Source organism: Micromonospora sp. DSM 45708, assembly GCF_039566955.1.
Classification (GTDB): Bacteria; Actinomycetota; Actinomycetes; order Mycobacteriales; family Micromonosporaceae; genus Micromonospora.
On record NZ_CP154796.1, the window covers coordinates 6,826,618 to 6,845,086 of the forward strand.

Here is an 18,469-nt window from a genome sequence, read left to right on the forward strand (position 1 = left end):
GGGATGCGACGACCAGTCGTTCAGCAGGGGCCGTAGCCCTCGTCGAAGAGGCGGCGGGCCCAGTCCGCGTACCCGGCGATGATCTTCCGGACGGTGACGCCGTCGTGCAGGAACAGGTACGCGCGGTCGCCGTCGCGGGCGAGCAGCCCGGCGAAGCGGTGGCTGCCGGGCGGCACCGGCAGCGCGGCGGCGTCGGGGTACGCGGCGCGGACCTCGCCGACCGGCGTGCCGGCGCTGATCCCCTCCGGCGTGGTCATCGGGTCGTCGAGCCAGAGCAGGACGAGCCGATCGTCGACGAAGATCGGGCTGACCGCGCCGTGCCCGGCCAGCGTGGGTCCGCAGGCCTCCTCGTCGGTGCGCAGCAGGCCGCGCCGGGTCAGGTCCTCCTCGGTGGCGCCGAACTCCGCGTTGCGCAGGCCGTCCAGGCTGACCACCTCGGCGGCGCCGACCGGTCGGGCCGGCACGTCCGGCCCCTGTGGACGGACGCCGCTCCCGGCGACGGAAGCGGCGACCAGCAGCGCAGCGATAAAGCCGAATTGTCGTAGTTTCATGCAATCCCCCAGTCCCCAACGGGACCGGGGCGCGGAGGTTGCTGGTGCGGGCCGGATTGGCGTAGTTCCCACTCCTCGGCCAGCTCGTCCCAGTAGTCGGCGGACAACCCGCGCCGGCCGTGCGCCAGCCAGCCGGCCGTGTCCCGCTCCAGGTGCAGGCCCAACTCGGCGAACGGGTCGATCCACGCGCCCGGCTCGGCGCCCAGCCGCGCCAGCGCCGTGTTGATCGGCCACTGCGCCCGCGGCCGGTCCAGCGCGCCGTCGTAGCGCGGGCCCCAGCTCACGTCGCCGTCCAGCCACACCACCGCCGCCTGATGGCCGAGCCCGCTGGCGAACTCCGCCTCCAGGTACGCCACCGGCCCGCGCCTCGACCAGCGGGCCAGCAGCTCAGCCAGCGGCGGTGAGAGGACGAGCCGGAACGGGCGTACCGCGCACGGCTCCTCGGCCGCGAAGTCCGGTGGCTCGCCGGTCAGCTCCGCCACGAGCTGCGGGGTGACCGGCAGCAGCGCGAAGTCCTGCCGGAGCGCGGCCAGCACCGCGTGGTCCAGGTCGGCGGTCTGCTCGCGCAGCAGCTCCACGTCGGCGACCACGGCACTGAGCTGGTAACTCATCCGGTCCTCTCGGCGTCCACAGGCTGTGGATAGAACATGTGTACGAGCGCTTTCGGTGGCTTGGAGGGGCGGAGAACCCCCCGGGTGGAGCCGGAGGCTCGCCGGCTTCCGGGTGCCGGTGGTGCTGCCTACCGTCCACCGGGTGATCGAACTACGTGGCTACCAGACACTACGGCGGCCGGGTCGCGGTTGACGGGCTGAGTGTCCAGACCAGCCGGGGGTGGTGACCGGCTTCCTCGGCCCGAACGGATCGGGCTAGCCCGATTCTGATGGGCAGCCAAGCCTAAGGATGTCCACGACGGCGGTTAGGTCGCGACGCCGTCGGTGAGATATCTCGGGCGTCCGTCGGCGAGCGCGGCCACCGCATGACGCAACCGTTGCCAGACGTACGGGCGGAGCAGCGCCCGTGCGTCATCGAGTGCGACGAAACGCGCCTCGGCCAACTCGTCGTCCGTCGGCCGAAGCTGTTCCACGGACGGCAGCATGCCGCCGTCGAAGACGAACATCAGGCTGTCGTCCCACGGGCCGTGCGGGGCCACCCAGTCCACCACCAACATCAGGCCGACCTGTACCTCCAGCCCGAGCTCCTCGCGGAGTTCCCGGGCGGCGGCGACGTGCGGTGGCTCGTTCGCCTCGGCCATGCCGCCGGGCAGGTCCCAGTCCGGTTTGTAGCGGGGATCGACCAGCAGGACCTCGCTGCGATCGTTGCGCAGGAGCACATCAGCCCCGACCCGCTTGCGGGGTTGTCGGGCGTTGCCCTCGGCCAGATGCGCGTGCCAGGCTGCCGGATCTCGCTCGTACAGGGGACGCTCGTCGGCCATGAGGCCATTGTCGGCGGGTCTCATCCCATCGGCAGTGGCACCGCCATCCAACTCCGTTCCCGGAACGTGTCACGAAGCCGGTCCAGCAGCTGCGGCACGTCGGGGAGGTGGACGGAATGCGACCGTAGCAGTAGTGCCAGATGCCGGAGCTGATCGAGGACGACGGCGGAACCCAGCCCATGGGTGAGGTCGATGGTCTGATGGGTGACCAGGCACGCTTCCTCGACCCGAGCCTGCCCAACCAGCGCCGTGACCAGGAGTGTCCGGGCGAGTGCTTGACTGCGTACCCGGGGGGTCGGCTCGTCGGTCACGATGTCGTCGAGTACCTGCAGCGCAGCCGTCACGTCGCCGAGCCGAAGCAGGCACCGGGCTCGCTCGATATCGAGTGAGATGTGGTCGAACGGACTCAACCAGGCGGCGGGAGATGCTGCTACCTGGGCGAGAGCGGTCTCCGCCAATGGAAGAGAAGAGTGACAGTCGGTGGCGCGTCCTGATGCCGCGAAGCCGCGTGCCTGTAGGGCGAACAGCCGTGCGCGAACCCGTGTGCCGCCCTCTTTATCCGCTATTTCGTGAAGCCCGGCCACGGCGTGTGAGAGCGCCGCCTCCGCGTTGCCGTCGTGAGATGCGAGATGGCTGAGACTGCCCTGAATCTGACCGACAAGGAGGTGGTCACCGCTGTCGACAGCGAGCGCCAGCGCGTCACGGAAGTGCTGGCGGCCCGTGGCCGAGTCGCCGGAATCGTGGGCCATCCACCCGGCCATCTCGTGCAGCGACGCCCCCGCTAGCAGCATCGGTCGGGGGAGAGCCGACGATTGTCCCGGGGGCTGGGAGAACGCGCTGATGTGCGCCAGCGCCGCGCGGTACAGGTTTCGTCCGCCGATCTGCCGGTCGGCGCATCGAAGCGCGCTGAGCAGGTGAGGACCGGCTTCTCCGGCGACGGGCGGCGGAACGTTGTCCCGCCCGGGCGGGAGGCGAAACCACAATATGTGGGCGGGAATCCCCATTACCCGAGCCCACTGGGCGAGCCGGTCGAGGTGCACCATCGGCGGCCCGGTCTCGACGCGGCTGAGCTGTGCCTGGGTGACCCCGAACCAACCGGCCACCGTGGCCTGTGGCAGCGGCTGTCGGCCGTGGTAGGGATGGTGGCGGTAGGCGCGGATCACGCGGCCAAGGTGCCGTTCCGTCAGCGCTCGCCGAAGCGGCTCGTGTGACCAGAAGGCAGCCGGAACCTCGGGTGCTGCGACGATGCGGTCGCGCTCCGCCCGTTGGCAGGGGGCGCAACGCCCGGAGTTGTTGTCCGTTGCCAGGTCGGCCCCGCAGCGGGCGCAACCGGCTCGCCTCGACATCGCGGTCATCGGCTCATTCAACCCGCTGCGTGACTGCTCGGTATACGAGCGGCGTATACGTGGGTGGCTCTGCGCGTACCCGGAAGGGGGCCGGACCTCGACGGGCCGGCCCCCTGACGATCAGGTCGTCACCACGCGGACATGTCGGGGAGCTGGTCGATCGAGATGGTCCTCGGGTTCGCCATCGCGGTACGCCACAGCCCGGCCACGTCCTTGCCGCTGCCGTTCCAGTCCCGCGACGCCCAGACCACGTAGTACGGCCACGCCGGGTCGGAGTTGGGGCTGAGCGGGCTGAACGTCTCCGCCACGCCGGTGGTCTTCGCGCCGCTGACCGCCTTGGTGGTGGCGAAGTCGCTGCTGCTCTGGAAGTAGTCCGAGGTGACCAGGTCGACGTAGCCGTCGCCCGGGTACCAGGACGCCAGCGAGGTGCCCTGACCGCTGGCCATGCCGTTGAACACCCAGACGACGTTGTGCGCGCCGGCGAGCTGCGCCCGCTGGTAGATCAGTCGCCAGAGCTGCTTGTAGGCGTCCTGGCCCTTCTTCGCCCACCACATGTAGTTGTTGTTCGCCTCGTGCAGCGGGCGGAACAGCACCGGCACGCCGGCGTCGCCCATCTTCTTCAGCTCGCGCACCACCAGGTCGATGTCCTGGTAGAGCTTGGACGACGGGTTGCCCAGGTCGGGCTGGAAGTCGCAGGGCGCGGAGTAGTTGCCGCCGCGCGGGCAGTACCAGTGCCACTGGAACGCGACGATGCCGTTGCGCGCCCTGGCCCAGTCGATGACCTGCTGGGTCTGGATGCTGCCCCGGGTGTACTCCATGAAGTCGAACGCCACGATCGCCGGGTAGCGGCCGGTCAACTGCTGCACCTTGTCCGCGTCCGGCAGGTCGGTCTGGCCGCTGACGTAGGTGTGCGTGCGCAGGTAGCAGATCAGGTTGCGGGCCTTCGAGTTCGCCTGCGGGTCGGCCGGGGCCTGGCCGCATTCCGGGCCGGGCGGGGTGGGCGGCCTGACCGCGTACACCTCGAACTCGTAGAGCGAGTAACCCCAGTCGGTGCCGCGTGCGGTGCCGGACATCCGCACGTACCGGCCGCTGGCCCCGGCCGGCGTGACGTCGTCGGTGCCGCCGTCGCCGGTCGTGGTGCTGAACACCGGGGTCCAGGTGGTGCCGTCCGTCGAGGTCTGGATCTGGTACGCCCTGCCGTACGCGGCCTCCCAGCGCAGCCGCACCGTGTTGATCGGGTACGTGGCGCCCAGGTCGACCTGGAACCACTGCGGGTCGGCGTAGAGGCTGGACCAGCGGGTTCCGCCGTTGCCGTCCACCGCCTGGGCGGCGGCGTTCGGGCTCTCCGTCGACGACGCGGTGACCGGCCGGTTGAGCGCCAGGTTGCCGGTGGGGGTGGTGGTCGGATCCGGGGTGGGGCTCGGGCTGCCGGTCGGGCTCGGGCTCGGCGGTGTGGTGTCGCCGCAGGCCTCGCCGTTGAGCGTGAACGCGGTCGGGGCCGGGTTCGTGCCGCTGTAGGTCACGTTGAAGCCGAAGCTGACCGTGCCGCCGGTCGGGACGCCCGCGTTGTAGGCGACGTTGGTGGCGGTGGCGTTCGCGCCGGACTGCGTCTTCGTCGCGTTCCACATGTCACCGATCACCTGGCTGCCGGGGAACGCCCAGCCCAGCGTCCAGCCGTTCACGGCGGCGCCGGTGTTGGTGATCGTGACGTTGGTGGTGGCGCCGCCGCCCCAGTCGTTGGTGACCTGCCAGGTCACCGAGCAGGCGCCGGCGGCGGCTCGGGCGGGTGGCGTGGTGGCGAGCGTGGTGGCCAGTGCGGCGACGGCTGCCGCCGCCCCGGCCAGGCAGGCCCGCGTGCGGGTGCGCTGGTTCATGAGGAACTCCCGTACGGGTGATGGTTGCGGGGAGCCCTCGCCGCCCGGACGGGTCGGACCGTCGGTTGCCCTTCCGGCGGTCGACCCGGCGAAGATATCCACGATGGTCGGCTTAACCGGTTAACTTTGTCAATGCCCCATCACGCGCTGATGTGCCAATCAACCCCATGAACCGGTAAAGAAAACGTTATCGACACTCGGCCCGCCAGAGGGCGATGGTCGGCCGGAGGGGAGGGGTCCGGAAACGGCAGCAGGGCCGGCCCCAGCGGGGCCGGCCCTGCGCACGAGAGCGCGGAGGATACGAGATTCGAACTCGTGAGGGTGTAAACCCAACACGCTTTCCAAGCGTGCGCCCTAGGCCTCTAGGCGAATCCTCCGCGAGCCAGGATACAGGTCCCGCGACGGCGGGCCACCCCACCCTCCCGGAAGATCCACAAGCCTTCGGGTAGGCTTGGCGTCACCTCCCGTGCGGCGGTACCTCGTGAACCTCCCCAGGGCCGGAAGGCAGCAAGGATAAGCGAGCTCTGCCGGGTGCACGGGAGGCCTTTCTGTCTCCGGGGCCGGGTAACGTCGCCGCGGGTCGGGTCACGGGGTGGTGGGTGGTCACCCGGGGCCGACCGGCGCAGAATGGCTCGGTCGAGAGGAGGCGGGACGGGTGGCACTGGCCCTTTACCGCAAGTACCGGCCCCGTACGTTCGCCGAGGTCATCGGTCAGGAGCACGTCACCGAGCCGCTGTCGCAGGCGTTGCGCAGCGGCCGGCTGAACCACGCGTACCTCTTCTCCGGCCCGCGCGGCTGCGGCAAGACCTCCAGCGCCCGGATCCTGGCCCGCTCGCTCAACTGTGAGCAGGGCCCCACGCCCGAGCCGTGCGGGCAGTGTGAGTCCTGCCGCTCGCTGGCCACCGACGGCTCCGGCTCGATCGACGTCATCGAGATCGACGCGGCCAGCCACGGCGGTGTCGACGACGCCCGCGAGCTGCGCGAGAAGGCGTTCTTCGCGCCGGCCCGCAGCCGCTTCAAGATCTACGTCATCGACGAGGCGCACATGGTCTCGTCGGCCGGCTTCAACGCCCTGCTGAAGCTGGTCGAGGAGCCGCCGGAGTACGTCAAGTTCATCTTCGCCACCACCGAGCCGGAGAAGGTCCTCGGCACGATCAAGTCGCGGACCCACCACTACCCGTTCCGGTTGATCCCGCCGAAGGTGCTCCGGCCCTATTTGGAGCAGTTGACCGAGGCCGAGGGCGTCAAGGTCGATCCGGCGGTGTTCCCGCTGGTGGTCCGCGCCGGTGGCGGCAGCGCGCGGGACAGCCTCTCCGTGCTCGACCAGCTCATCGCCGGCGCGGGCCCGGAGGGGGTCGGCTACGCACGGGCCGCCGCGCTGCTCGGCGTCACCGACTCCGCGCTGATCGACGAGATGTGCGACGCGCTGGCCGCCGGGGACGGCGCAGCCGCGTACGCCACCGTCGACCGGGTCGCCGAGGCCGGCCACGACCCGCGCCGTTTCGCCTCCGACCTGTTGGAACGGCTGCGCGACCTGATCGTGCTCCAGCAGGTGCCGGACGCCGCCGCCAAGGGGCTCATCGACGGCCCGGCCGACCAGATCGAGCGGATGGCCGCCCAGGCCCACCGGCTCGGCCCGGCCACGCTGTCCCGCTGCGCCGACATCGTGCACAACGGCCTGGTCGAGATGCGTGGCACCACCGCACCCCGGCTGCTGCTGGAGCTGATCTGCGCCCGGATGCTGCTGCCCGGCGCGGACGACTCGTCCGGCGGCCTGCTCCAGCGGCTGGAGCGGATGGAACGCCGGCTCACGCTGGGCGGCGCCGAGCCGCCGCCGTCCGCCCACGCCACCCCCACCCCGGGGGTACGCCCAGCCGCTCCCGCCCCGGGCGCGGCTGCCGCCGCGGTCCACCCGTCGACCGCCGGCACGCCGGCGGCTGCCGATGCCCCGACCGGGCCGGCCGTCGCCCGTGCCGCCGCCGCGGCGGCCGTCTCCAGGGCGACCCCCGGCGCTCCGGCCGCGGGCACCGGCGCTTCCGAGCCGGCGGACCCGGGCACGGGTGCCGATTCGTCCGGGTCGGGTGCGGTCGCCGGTTCTTCCGGGCCGGCGGGTCCGGGCGCGCGGAACGGTTCTCCCGCGCCGGCCGGCGCGGATCTCCCCTCTTCGGCGGTGGGTCCGGGCGCTGGCTCCCAGCGGCGGGTCGGTCCGGAGTCGGCCGCCCCGGTCCGCCGTCCGGTGCCGTCGTCGGCGGTGATGCCCGACCCGTCCACGCCGGAGCCGCCCCGGCCGGGCGCGGCGAGCCCCGGCGCGCTGGACGCCGTCGCGGTGCGTCGGGTCTGGCCGGAGGTGGTCGGCAAGGTCAACCGGAGCAACAAGCGGATCGCCGCGCTGATGCGCGATGCCGTGGTGCGTGACCTGGACGGCGACACGCTGGTGCTGACCGTGAAGTCGACGGTGCTGGCGAAGATGATGGTGGACCACGCCGCGGTGCTCACCGACGCGCTCTACGAGGAGCTGGGCGGTCGGTGGCAGATCCGCTGCGAGGTGGCCGGCGAGCGGGGCGGCGTGTCGCTCGGTGGCCCGTCCCGTCCGGCCGCACCGGCTCGCCCGGAATCTCCGCCGTCGGAGACGCCCGCCCGCCAGCAGCCGGGCGGATCGGGTCGGACAGGTGGCGCGGGCGGCCGGAACGGTGCGGTTCGGCCGGATCCCGGCGCTGGTGAGGCGGGACGCGGCGGGACCACCGCCGCCGACGTGGTCGAGGACTGGCCCGAGCCGGCCCGCCCGGGTGGTGCTGCCGCGAGCGCGGACGAGTGGCCCGAGCCGGCCCGCCCGGGCGGTTCCACGAGCGCGGACGAGCAGCCGGCGTCAGCCCGGCCGGCCGGTACGCCGGTTGGTGGCGCACCGGTGGCGCACGTGGCCCCGGCCGCACCGGAACCGGCCGCGCCGGCCGCGCCGGCCGCGCCCAAGGGTCCGCCGGTGAGCAGTGCGATCGCGGCGGCCCGGGCGGCTGCGGCGGGACGCGGCCCGCGTACCGGACAGGCGGCGGCCCGGAAGACGGCCGACGCGGAGTGGGCCGGCGAGCCGCCGTACGATCCGGACTTCGACGGCCCGGTGCGCGGCGGCGCGGGCCGTTCCGGCGGCGCGGCGCCGGCGACGGCGAACTTCGAGGGTTTCGACCCGGGCGACGAGCCGTTGGACGAGGTCATCGACGAGCGGACCGCGCGTGAGTCCAGTCAGGAGCAGGCGGTACGGCTGCTCCGTGAGGCGTTCGGCGCCGAGCAGATCGACGAGGTGGACGCCCGGTAGGGCTCCCCGATGGTTGCTCGGGACCCCGCCGCCCTCGTGAGCGTCCCGGCGGCGCGTCCGGCCGTCCCACCGTGTCGGGTGCGACGGCGGGCCGCCGCGCAGGGGCGGGGGCGGTCAGCGGATAGGCTGATCGGCGGCCGAGCAGACGAGTGCGAGAAGGAGCGGTCCGTGCGCCCAGGTGGACAGCCGAACATGCAGCAGATGCTGAAGCAGGCGCAGAAGATGCAGCAGCAGATCGCCAACGCCCAGGCCGAGCTGGCCGAGGCGGAGCTGACCGGCACCGCGGGCGGCGGCCTGGTCACCGCCACCGTCGCCGGCACCGGCGAGTTGAAGGCGATCAAGATCGACCCGAAGGCGGTCGACCCGGAGGACGTGGAGACGCTGGAGGACCTGGTCGTCGCCGCCGTGCACAACGCCGCCGAGGCGGCCCGGGAGCTGACCGAGAAGAAGATGGGCCCGGTCGCGGGCGGGATGGGCGGCCTCGGCCTGCCCGGTTTCTGAGCCGACAGATGTATGAAGGCGCCATCCAGGATCTGATCGACGAGTTGGGCCGGCTGCCGGGCGTGGGCCCGAAGAGCGCCCAGCGGATCGCGTTCCACGTCCTGTCGGCGGATCCGGCCGACGTCAACCGGCTGGCCGGCGCGCTGCGCAAGGTCAAGGATCTGGTCCGGTTCTGCACGACCTGTTACAACGTGGCCGAGTCCGAACAGTGCCGGATCTGCCGCGATGCACGGCGTACCGATGAGGTGCTCTGCGTGGTCGAGGAGCCCAAGGACGTGGTGGCGATCGAGCGGACCGGCGAGTTCCGCGGGCGCTACCACGTGCTCGGTGGCGCGATCAACCCGCTGGAGGGCATCGGCCCGGACAACCTGCGGATCCGGGAGTTGATGACCCGGCTGAGCGGCGGCGAGGTCCGCGAGCTGATCCTCGCCACCGACCCGAACACCGAGGGCGAAGCGACGGCGACCTATCTCGCGCTCATGGTGAAGCCGATGGGAATCGCGGTGACCCGGCTGGCCAGCGGCCTCCCGGTCGGCGGCGACCTGGAGTACGCCGACGAGATCACGCTGGGCCGCGCCTTCGAGGGGCGCCGGGCGGTCTGAGTCGCCGGCCCGGTGGTGGGCGGTCTGCCCGCCACCGGGCCGTGATGTGAGGCGGCCTCGGAAGGTGTCGGCTTGATAGCGATTGCCCTTCGCCCGTTCCTCTTCTGTGTGACATGCCATAACCTCCGGCTCACGGACTGAGTCACAGCTCGGCGTGAATACATGCGCATGACAGAGGTGAGAGATGCAGGCGAGCAGGCTGAAAACGGCCGTGGCCCTCGCGGCCGCGGCCGCCCTGGCGGTCGGTGCGTCCGGGTGCGCCAAGAGCGACCGGGACGACGAGGGTGGGAGCGGCGCCAAGAGCGGCGGCACCTTCGTCTTCGCCGGTGCCGGGGACCCGAAGAACTTCGACCCGATCTTCAACGACGACGGTGAGTCGTTCCGGCCGATCCGCCAGATGTACGACACCCTCGTGCAGAACAAGCCCGGCACCGCCGAGCTTCAGGGTGCCCTGGCGGAGAGCTGGGAGCACGACCCGGACGGCAAGGTGTGGACCTTCAAGCTCCGCAAGGGCGTGAAGTTCCACGACGGCACCGACTTCAACGCCGCCGCGGTCTGCTTCAACTTCGACCGCTGGTTCAACATGAAGGGTGCCGCGGCCCAGTCGCAGATGATCTACTACTCGGACACGTTCGGCGGCTTCGCCAAGAACGAGGCCGAGGGCGTCGGCCAGCCGGTCTACAACAAGTGCGAGGCGAAGGACGACGGCACGGCCGTCGTCACGATGAACCAGTACAAGGGCGCCTTCCCGGGTGCCTTCGCGCTGACCGCGCTCTCCATCGCCAGCCCCGAGGCGCTGAAGAAGTACGACGCCGACACCGTGAAGCAGAACGGCGACTCGTTCGAGTACAGCGCGTTCGCCAACGAGCACCCGGTGGGTACCGGCCCGTTCAAGTTCGCGGGCTGGGACAAGACCAAGGGTGAGATCACCCTGGAGCGCAACGCCGACTACTGGGGCGAGAAGGCCAAGGTCGACAAGCTCGTTCTCAAGATCATCAAGGACGAGAACACCCGGAAGCAGGAGCTGCGCGCCGGCACCGTCCAGGGCATCGACTTCCCGGCCCCGGCCGACCGGAAGGCGCTGGCCGGCGAGGGCTACCAGGTCCTCGACCGCCCCGCGTTCAACATCCTCTACCTCGGCATCAACCAGAAGAACCCGAAGCTGAAGGACCTGCGGGTCCGGCAGGCGATCGCGTACGCGCTCAACCGCCAGCAGCTCGTCCAGACCAAGGGCCCGGGTGGCACCAAGGTCGCCGACGAGTTCATGCCGGACACGGTGCTCGGCTACGCCCAGGACGTGCAGAAGTACGACTACAACCCGGAGAAGGCCAAGCAGCTTCTCAAGGAGGCGGGCGCGGAGAAGTTGACGCTCAACTTCTACTACCCCACCGACGTGTCCCGGCCGTACATGCCGAACCCGCAGGAGATCTTCACCGTGCTGGCCAACGACCTGAAGGCCGTGGGCATCACGGTCAACGGTGTGGCCCGCCCGTGGAACGGTGGCTACAAGGACGACGTGCAGCAGTTCGGCAAGCACGACCTGCACCTGCTCGGCTGGACCGGTGACTACAACGACCCGGGCAACTTCGTCGGCACGTTCTTCGGCCGCGAGAAGGTCGAGTTCGGCGACCAGGGCATGACCGAGATGTTCGAGGCCATCGCCAAGGCCGACGGCACGGTCGACGAGGCCGGCAAGAAGGCCGCCTGGGAGCAGGTCAACCGCGACATCGCCACCAAGTGGCTGCCGGCCGTGCCGGTCTGGCACGCCCCGCCGGCCATCGTGGTCACGAAGGACGTCAAGGGTCTCGTCGCCAGCCCGCTGACCGACGAGCGGTTCAACACCGTCAGCGTCGGCTGAGGCGGCTTTCACCGCTGACGCCACACGCGGAATCGGCCCGGGCCGGGCTCTCGCTCCCGGCCCGGGCCGACCCGCTGTTCAACCGAGAATCTGGTGTGTGAGAGATGTTGCGAGTCATAGTTCGCCGCCTGCTCCAACTGGTGGTGACCCTGATAGGGCTGTCCGCGCTCGTCTTCGTCTGGCTGCGGAACCTGCCCGGCGGCCCGATCGAGGCGCTGCTCGGTGAGCGGGCCACGCCGGAGCGGCGCGCGCTGCTGGTCAAGGCGCTCGGCTACGACCAGCCGATCCTGGTGCAGTACGCCAAGTTCATGCAGCGGCTGCTGACCGGCGACTTCGGCAACTCGATCCGGAGCGGCGACCCGGTCACCGAGGTGATCGGCCGCGCGTTCCCGGCGACCGTCGAGCTGGCCGCCGCTGCCATGATCATCGCGATCGGGCTCGGTGTGCCGCTCGGCTACCTGGCCGCCCGGCACCGCGGCCGGCTGCTCGACAACCTGAGCATCGGCGGCACCCTGCTCGGCATCTCGATCCCGATCTTCTTCCTGGGCTACCTGCTCAAGGACGTGTTCACCCAGAACATGCACATGTTCCCGCCGTCCGGCCGGATCAGCACCGGGATGGACAACACCGACATCACCGGCTTCTTCGTGCTCGACGGGCTGCTCACCCGGGAGTTCGACGCCACCGGTGACGCGTTGTGGCACCTGATCCTGCCGGCGATCACGCTGGCCACCATCCCGCTCGCGGTCGTCGTCCGGATCACCCGGGCCAGCGTGCTCGACGTCCTCAACGAGGACTTCGTCCGTACCGCCGAGGCGAAGGGGCTGCGGCACAAGACCATCCGGGGCCGGCACATCCTGCGCAACGCGCTGCTGCCGGTGGTCACCACCATCGGCCTCCAGACCGGCGCGTTGCTCTCCGGGGCCGTGCTCACCGAGCGGGTCTACAACTGGGGCGGTCTCGGGACGCTGATCTACGACTCGATCAGCGGTGGTCGCGACTACCCGGTGCTCCAGGCGCTGATCCTGCTGGCCGCGCTGGTCTTCGTGCTGGTCAACCTCCTGGTCGACCTCTCCTACGCCTTCATCGACCCCAGGGTGCGTGTGCGATGAGCGATCCGATCACCCGGCCCACCGTGGGCGCCCCGCGTGAGAGCGTGGACCCGTCGGCCGTCACCGAGAAGCCCGAGGGCACCCTGCCCCGGGGCCTGGACCGCCTCGGCGAGCGCAAGCGCGCCCGGCTGGAGCAGTTGGCCCAGGCCACCGCCGACAAGGGCGGGGTGAGCCTGGTCCGGGACGCGTTCCGCCGGTTGCGGCGCAACCCGACCGCGATGGTCGGCGCGGCCATCGTGGCGATCTTCGTGCTGGTCGCGCTCTTCGCCCCGCTGCTGGCGCCGCACGACCCGGCGCAGCGCTTCGACGAGCTGACCCGCAACCTGACCGTCGACAACATCCCGGGCGCCAGCAGCGGGTTCCCGCTCGGCTCCGACCCGCTCGGCCGGGACTTCCTGTCCCGGATGATCCACGGCAGCCGCCAGACGCTGTTCGTCGGCGTGCTCGCCACGCTGATCGGGCTGGCCCTGGGCGTGCTGGTGGGCGCGCTCGCCGGCGCGTTCGGCGGCTGGGTCGACAACATCCTGATGCGCTTCACCGACGTGATGCTGGCGCTGCCGGCGCTGCTGCTGGCGATCAGCCTGGTGGCCCTGGCCAGCCGGTCCAGCCAGTGGACGGTCATCCTCGCGGTGGCCATCGTGAACGTGCCGATCTTCGCCCGGCTGCTGCGCGGTTCGATGCTCGCCCAGCGGGAGAGCGACCACGTGCTCGCCGCCCGGGCGCTCGGCGTCAAGCGTGGGGCGATCGTGCTGCGGCACATGCTGCCCAACGCGATGACCGCGGTGATCGTGCAGGCGACGCTGACGCTCTCCACCGCGATCCTGGAAGCCGCGTCGCTCTCCTTCCTCGGCCTCGGTGACCCCGACATCAACCGCGCCGAGTGGGGCCTGATGCTCGGTGTGGACGGTCAGCGGTACTTCGAGGTCCGGCCGGAGCTGGCCTACTTCCCGGCCGCCGCGATCATCGTGGTCGCGCTCGGCTTCACCCTGCTGGGCGAGGGCATGCGCGAGGCGATCGACCCGAAGAGCCGGCGGTGAGCGCGGTGTGGACCAACGACCAGCACGGTGAGGACGTGACCCGATGAGCCTGCTCGACGTACGCGACCTGAGCGTCGTGTTCCAGCGCAAGGGTGAGCGGCCGTTCACCGCGGTCGACGAGGTCAGCTTCAGCGTGGAGCCGGGGCAGACGGTCGGCCTGGTCGGCGAGTCCGGCTGCGGCAAGAGCGTCACCAGTCTGGCGATCATGGGCCTGCTGCCGAAACGCGGCAACAGGGTCACCGGCGAGGTGAACTTCGACGGCGCGGACCTGCTGAAACTGCGTCCGGAGGACCTGCGGGACCGGCGCGGCCGGGACATCGGCATGATCTTCCAGGACCCGCTCTCCTCGCTGAACCCGGTCATCCCGATCGGCACCCAGGTGGCCGAGGTGCTCGAACGGCACCGGGGCATGGACCGCAAGGTGGCGCTGAAGGAGGCCCGGGAACTGCTCGACGCGGTCGGCATCCCGGACCCGACGCGGCGGCTCAAGGAGTACCCGCACCAGATCTCCGGCGGCATGCGGCAGCGCGCGCTGATCGCCATCGCGCTGGCCTGCAAGCCCCGGCTGCTGATCGCCGACGAGCCGACCACCGCGCTGGACGTGACGATCCAGGCGCAGATCCTCACGCTGCTCAAGCAGCTCGTCGACGAGACCGGCACCGCCCTGATCATGATCACGCACGACCTGGGCGTGGTGGCCGGCCTCTGCGACACGGTCAACGTGCTCTACGGCGGCAAGATCGTGGAGCGGGCGGCCCGGCACGAACTGTTCGCCCGGCCCCGGCACCCGTACACGCACGGGCTGCTCAACTCCGTGCCGAGGCTCGACTCGCCCCGGGGCGAGCGGCTGCACGCCATCCGCGGCTCGGTGGCCGACAACATCCCGTGGGCGGAGGGCTGTGCGTTCGCCCCCCGGTGCGACAACGTGGTGGACGCCTGCCTGGACGGGCCGCCCCCGCTGGAGCCCACCGCCAACGGCGGCGACCTGCGCTGCAACAACCCCGTTTCCGAGGAGGTGGCGGTCCCGTGACCGAGTCGACCGAGCGGACGACCGGACCGCTTATCGAACTGCGCGACGTCAAGGTCCACTTCCCGATCAAGAGCGGCGTGCTCGTCGACCGGACGATCGGGCACGTCTACGCCGTCGACGGTGTCTCGCTCTCCATCAACAGGGGCGAGACGTACGGGCTGGTGGGCGAGTCGGGCTGCGGCAAGTCCACGCTGGGCCGGGGCCTGCTGCGGCTGGTCGAGCCGACCGCCGGGGAGATCGTCTTCGACGGCACCGACCTGCGCTCGCTCAAGGCCGAGCCGATGCGCCGGATCCGCCGCCGCATCCAGATGATCTTCCAGGACCCGCTGTCCAGCCTCGACCCCCGGCAGTCGGTGGAATCGCTGCTGGTCGAAGGGCTCAAGGCGCACGGCCTGGCGAAGGACAAGGCGGCCGTCGACAAGCGGCTCCGGGAGGCGCTCGCCGCGGTCGGCCTGCCCGCGTCCGCGCTCAGCAAGTACCCGCACGAGTTCTCCGGCGGCCAGCGCCAGCGCATCGGCATCGCCCGCGCGCTGGTGCTCGAACCGGACCTGATCGTCGCCGACGAGCCGGTGTCCGCGCTGGACGTGTCGATCCAGGCCCAGGTGCTCAACCTGCTCGACGAGTTGCAGGAGGAACGCGGCCTCACGTACCTGATCATCGCGCACGACCTGGCGGTGGTCCGGCACATCGCCGACACGGTCGGGGTGATGTACCTCGGTGGCCTGGTGGAGGAGGCGTCCAGCGACGACCTCTACCGGGAGCCGATGCACCCGTACACCCGGGCGCTCATGTCGGCGGTGCCGGTGCCGGACCCGCAGGTGGAGGACCGCCGGGAGCGGATCCTGCTCGCCGGCGACCTGCCGTCGCCGGCGAACCCGCCCGCCGGCTGCCGGTTCCACACCCGCTGCCCGTGGGCCCAGCCCACCCGCTGCGCCGACGAGCGGCCCGCGCTGCGCGAGGTGCTCGACGGGCACCGGGTCGCCTGCCACTACGCCGAGGACATCGCGGCCGGCCGGATCCGGCCGCACGAGGTGGAGCCGGAGCTGGTCCGACCGGACGACGGGGCGGCACCCGGCGAGACCGGTGAACTCATCCCGACCCCGTGACACGCCGGACGCGTCGGACCTTCCCGCAGGGGAGGGCCGACGCGTCCGTCCGGCTCAGCCCTCGGGGCGGTTCAGCAGGCCCACCGCGACCGTGTGCACCGCGTCCAGCCCGGCCGGGTCGGCCAGCGGCGCCGAGCCGCCGGTGACCGCGTACCACTCGTCGGCGTCCTTGTACTGCACCCGCAGCGCCACCCGGCCGTCGGCGTGCTCGGTACGCAACGTCAGCTCCCCGGTCACCACGCCCACCTCGTCGGTCATCACCCCACCCGGGCCGGCGGTGATGTCGGCGGTGCGGCTCGCCGGGCCGGCCGGCGCACCCGGCGTGGCGTCGGCGGACATGCCCGCACCGGAGACGTCGGCGGGCACGGCCTGCTGGCCGTCCGCGGTCATCCCGGCCGAGGCCGGACCGGTCGGGGTCGGGTCGCCGCCGCTGGCCGCCGCGGCGTCGTCGCCGGTGGCGTCCGGCGTCTTCTCCTCAGCCGGTGTGCCGTCCGCCCCGGTCACGGCTTGCTCGCCCATGTGCAGCCCTCCAGCATGTCGGTGAGGGCGGCCTTCTCGGCACTTGTCACCGTCAGCCGCCAGTAGTGCTTGACCGTCACCCAGTCCGCCGCGTACTGGCACCAGTACGACCGGTTCGCCGGCTTCCACTGGGACGGATCCTGGTCACCCTTTGCCCGGTTGGAGCGGAGGGAAACCGCGATGAGCTGCGGCCGGGTCTGGTCGTTGGCGAAGTCGCCGCGTTTCGAGTCGTCCCACTCGTCCGCGCCGGACCGCCACGCGTTGGCCAGCGGGACGATGTGGTCGATGTCCACGTCCGACGGGTCGGTCAGCACCACCCCGTCGTAGGCGCTCTCCCACCGCCCGCCCACCACGTTGCAGCCGGAGAGCTTGATGTCCTCCCCGTCGCGTTGCAGCACGGTGTCCCGGACGTCGCAGTTCTTTCCGGTGTCCCGCCAGTGCGGGAACCGGGAACGGCTGTAGCCCTTCATCGACCCGGCGGTGGCCACGGTCAGCTCACCGAGCTGCTGATCCACGTTCCCGGAGGCGCTCGGCGGCGCGTCCGGCTCGGTGACCGGGCCGTCGCAACCGACCACGCCTAGGGCGAGCACCGCGGTGAGCGCGGCGGACAGCCCGGCTCGGACTCCTGATCTCGTACGCACAGACGACACCTCTCCAGCTTGCGGGCTCCGGGCGAGTCCGCACAGTACCCGGCGGCGGTTTCCGTGATTCGTGGCGTCGGCGGGAGATCACGGGCAGAGTTGATGGACGTGACCACTCCCGCTCCCGCGTTGCGTACCGGTTCCGCCGCCGGACGCGGCACGCTGCTCGCCGCGATCCTCGCCTCCGGCATGGTGTTCCTGGACAGCACCGTGGTCAACGTGGCGCTGCCGCGCCTCGGCGCCGAACTGAAGGCCACCGTGGCCGGTCTGCAATGGACCGTGAACGGCTACCTGCTGATGCTCGCCGCGTTCGTTCTGCTCGGCGGCGCGCTCGGCGACCGGTTCGGCCGGCGGCGGATCTTCCTGCTCGGGGTGGTCTGGTTCGCGGTGGCGTCGGTGCTCTGCGGGCTGGCCCAGGGCACCGGCTGGCTCATCGCCGCCCGTTTCCTCCAGGGCGCCGGCGGCGCGCTGCTCACCCCCGGCTCGCTCTCCGTGCTCCAGGCCAGCTTCCACCCCGACGACCGGGGTCGGGCGATCGGCACCTGGTCCGGCCTCTCCGGGGTGTCCACCGCACTCGGGCCGCTGGTCGGCGGCTGGCTGATCGACACGCTCTCCTGGCGGTGGATCTTCTTCGTGAACCTGCCGCTGGCCGTGGGCGTGGTGCTCGCCGCGATGCGCTGGGTGCCGGAGAGCCGGGACGAGGCGGTCTCGCGTACCGGCGGGCACGGCGGGTTCGACGTGGCCGGCGCGTTGCTCGGCGCACTGGCGCTCGGCGGCGTCACGTACGCGTTGATCGACGCGCCGGCGCGCGGGGCCTCCCCGGCGGTGCTGGCCGCGGCGCTGGTCGGGCTGGCCGCGGTGGTGGTCTTCGTGCTGGTCGAGCGGCGGCGCGGGGACACCGCGATGCTGCCCACCGGGCTGTTCTCCAGCCGCCTCTTCTCGGTGCTCAACGTGTTCACCGTCGTGGTGTACGCGGCGCTCGGCGGGTTCACCTTCTTCCTCGCCGTCTACCTCCAGAACGTGGTCGGCTGGTCGGCGCTGCTCACCGGCCTGGCCACGGTGCCGATGACGCTGCTGCTGCTGGTCGGCTCGCCGCGCGCCGGCGCGCTCTCCGCCCGGATCGGCCCAAGGCTGCCGCTCACCGTCGGCCCGGTGGTCGCCGCGGTCGGCCTGCTGCTGCTGCGCCGCGTCGGTCCGGGCGCGTCGTACTGGGTGGACGTGCTGCCCGGCGTGGCGCTGTTCGGCGCCGGGCTCACGCTGGTGGTCGCGCCGCTGACGACGAGCGTGCTCGGTGCCGTGGCGGACCGGTTCGCCGGGGTGGCGAGCGGCTTCAACAACGCCGCCTCCCGGGCCGGCGGCCTGCTCGCGGTGGCCGCGCTGCCGTTGCTGGTCGGCCTCTCCGGCACCGGGTACGAGCAGAAGGGCGCGCTGGCCGACGCGTACCGGGGGGCGCTGCTGTGGTGCGCGTGCCTGCTGCTGGCCGGCGCGCTGCTCGCCGCCGTCCTCATCCACCGCCCGAGGGCGGAAGGAGGGGCCCCTTCTTGACGCCTCCA

16 protein-coding genes, 1 tRNA gene and 1 other RNA gene are annotated in these 18,469 nt (G+C 71.6%); 10 read left to right on the forward strand and 8 right to left on the reverse strand.

Annotated elements, in window-relative coordinates:
* Positions 1 to 20: 20 nt before the first annotated feature.
* From VKK44_RS30025 to VKK44_RS30050, 6 genes are all read right to left on the reverse strand, one after another.
* Positions 21 to 551 (reverse strand): hypothetical protein, encoded by a 531-nt coding sequence (locus VKK44_RS30025; RefSeq protein WP_343444541.1) that lies wholly within the window; start codon positions 549 to 551, stop codon positions 21 to 23.
* Positions 548 to 1,162: a hypothetical protein gene (locus VKK44_RS30030; protein ID WP_343444542.1), complete on the reverse strand. Its 615-nt coding sequence runs from the start codon at positions 1,160 to 1,162 to the stop codon at positions 548 to 550. The genes VKK44_RS30025 and VKK44_RS30030 overlap by 4 nt, the downstream gene beginning before the upstream one ends.
* A 305-nt stretch (positions 1,163 to 1,467) precedes the next feature.
* Positions 1,468 to 1,983, reverse strand: a complete 516-nt coding sequence (locus VKK44_RS30035) for an NUDIX hydrolase (protein WP_343444543.1) — start codon at positions 1,981 to 1,983, stop codon at positions 1,468 to 1,470.
* Between the two features lie 20 nt (positions 1,984 to 2,003).
* Positions 2,004 to 3,146 carry a helix-turn-helix transcriptional regulator gene (locus VKK44_RS30040; protein ID WP_343444544.1) on the reverse strand — a complete coding sequence of 381 codons (1,143 nt, stop codon included), beginning with the start codon at positions 3,144 to 3,146 and terminating at the stop codon, positions 2,004 to 2,006.
* Between the two features lie 311 nt (positions 3,147 to 3,457).
* On the reverse strand, positions 3,458 to 5,203 hold the full coding sequence (locus VKK44_RS30045; RefSeq protein WP_343444545.1) for a glycosyl hydrolase: 1,746 nt from the start codon (positions 5,201 to 5,203) through the stop codon (positions 3,458 to 3,460).
* Between the two features lie 292 nt (positions 5,204 to 5,495).
* Positions 5,496 to 5,580, reverse strand: a tRNA-Ser gene (locus tag VKK44_RS30050).
* 81 nt (positions 5,581 to 5,661) lie between these two features.
* Here VKK44_RS30050 and ffs point away from each other — a divergent pair.
* The 9 genes from ffs to VKK44_RS30095 all read left to right on the forward strand — a co-directional run bounded on the left by ffs (position 5,662) and on the right by VKK44_RS30095 (position 15,756).
* Positions 5,662 to 5,751: signal recognition particle sRNA small type (gene ffs, locus VKK44_RS30055), an RNA gene on the forward strand.
* A gap of 107 nt (positions 5,752 to 5,858) precedes the next feature.
* A complete protein-coding gene (locus VKK44_RS30060) occupies positions 5,859 to 8,510 on the forward strand; it encodes a DNA polymerase III subunit gamma and tau (protein ID WP_343444546.1) in 2,652 nt (883 codons plus the stop codon).
* 192 nt (positions 8,511 to 8,702) lie between these two features.
* Positions 8,703 to 9,011 (forward strand): YbaB/EbfC family nucleoid-associated protein, encoded by a 309-nt coding sequence (locus VKK44_RS30065; RefSeq protein ID WP_269694699.1) that lies wholly within the window; start codon positions 8,703 to 8,705, stop codon positions 9,009 to 9,011.
* An 8-nt stretch (positions 9,012 to 9,019) separates the two neighbouring features.
* Positions 9,020 to 9,613: a recombination mediator RecR gene (gene recR, locus VKK44_RS30070; RefSeq protein ID WP_343444547.1), complete on the forward strand. Its 594-nt coding sequence runs from the start codon at positions 9,020 to 9,022 to the stop codon at positions 9,611 to 9,613.
* A 184-nt stretch (positions 9,614 to 9,797) separates the two neighbouring features.
* On the forward strand, positions 9,798 to 11,471 hold the full coding sequence (locus tag VKK44_RS30075; protein ID WP_343444548.1) for an ABC transporter substrate-binding protein: 1,674 nt from the start codon (positions 9,798 to 9,800) through the stop codon (positions 11,469 to 11,471).
* Positions 11,472 to 11,575: 104 nt separating this feature from the next.
* Positions 11,576 to 12,583 carry an ABC transporter permease gene (locus tag VKK44_RS30080; protein WP_343444549.1) on the forward strand — a complete coding sequence of 336 codons (1,008 nt, stop codon included), beginning with the start codon at positions 11,576 to 11,578 and terminating at the stop codon, positions 12,581 to 12,583.
* The gene (locus VKK44_RS30085) at positions 12,580 to 13,620 is read left to right on the forward strand and encodes an ABC transporter permease (RefSeq protein WP_458351582.1); all 1,041 of its coding nucleotides are present in this window, start codon (positions 12,580 to 12,582) and stop codon (positions 13,618 to 13,620) included. The genes VKK44_RS30080 and VKK44_RS30085 overlap by 4 nt, the downstream gene beginning before the upstream one ends.
* Positions 13,621 to 13,663: 43 nt before the next feature.
* On the forward strand, positions 13,664 to 14,650 hold the full coding sequence (locus VKK44_RS30090; RefSeq protein ID WP_343444551.1) for an ABC transporter ATP-binding protein: 987 nt from the start codon (positions 13,664 to 13,666) through the stop codon (positions 14,648 to 14,650).
* Complete coding sequence (locus tag VKK44_RS30095) at positions 14,647 to 15,756, forward strand: ABC transporter ATP-binding protein (protein ID WP_458351583.1); 1,110 nt, start codon at positions 14,647 to 14,649, stop codon at positions 15,754 to 15,756. The genes VKK44_RS30090 and VKK44_RS30095 overlap by 4 nt, the downstream gene beginning before the upstream one ends.
* 54 nt (positions 15,757 to 15,810) lie before the next feature.
* Here VKK44_RS30095 and VKK44_RS30100 read toward each other — a convergent pair whose 3' ends face one another.
* Positions 15,811 to 16,275 (reverse strand): hypothetical protein, encoded by a 465-nt coding sequence (locus VKK44_RS30100; protein WP_343444552.1) that lies wholly within the window; start codon positions 16,273 to 16,275, stop codon positions 15,811 to 15,813.
* Positions 16,257 to 16,916 carry an HNH endonuclease family protein gene (locus VKK44_RS30105; protein ID WP_343444553.1) on the reverse strand — a complete coding sequence of 220 codons (660 nt, stop codon included), beginning with the start codon at positions 16,914 to 16,916 and terminating at the stop codon, positions 16,257 to 16,259. The genes VKK44_RS30100 and VKK44_RS30105 overlap by 19 nt, the downstream gene beginning before the upstream one ends.
* Positions 16,917 to 17,018: 102 nt before the next feature.
* On the opposite strand from VKK44_RS30105, the gene VKK44_RS30110 reads away from it, so the two are divergent.
* Positions 17,019 to 18,461 carry an MFS transporter gene (locus VKK44_RS30110; RefSeq protein ID WP_343444554.1) on the forward strand — a complete coding sequence of 481 codons (1,443 nt, stop codon included), beginning with the start codon at positions 17,019 to 17,021 and terminating at the stop codon, positions 18,459 to 18,461.
* Positions 18,462 to 18,469: the final 8 nt, after the last annotated feature.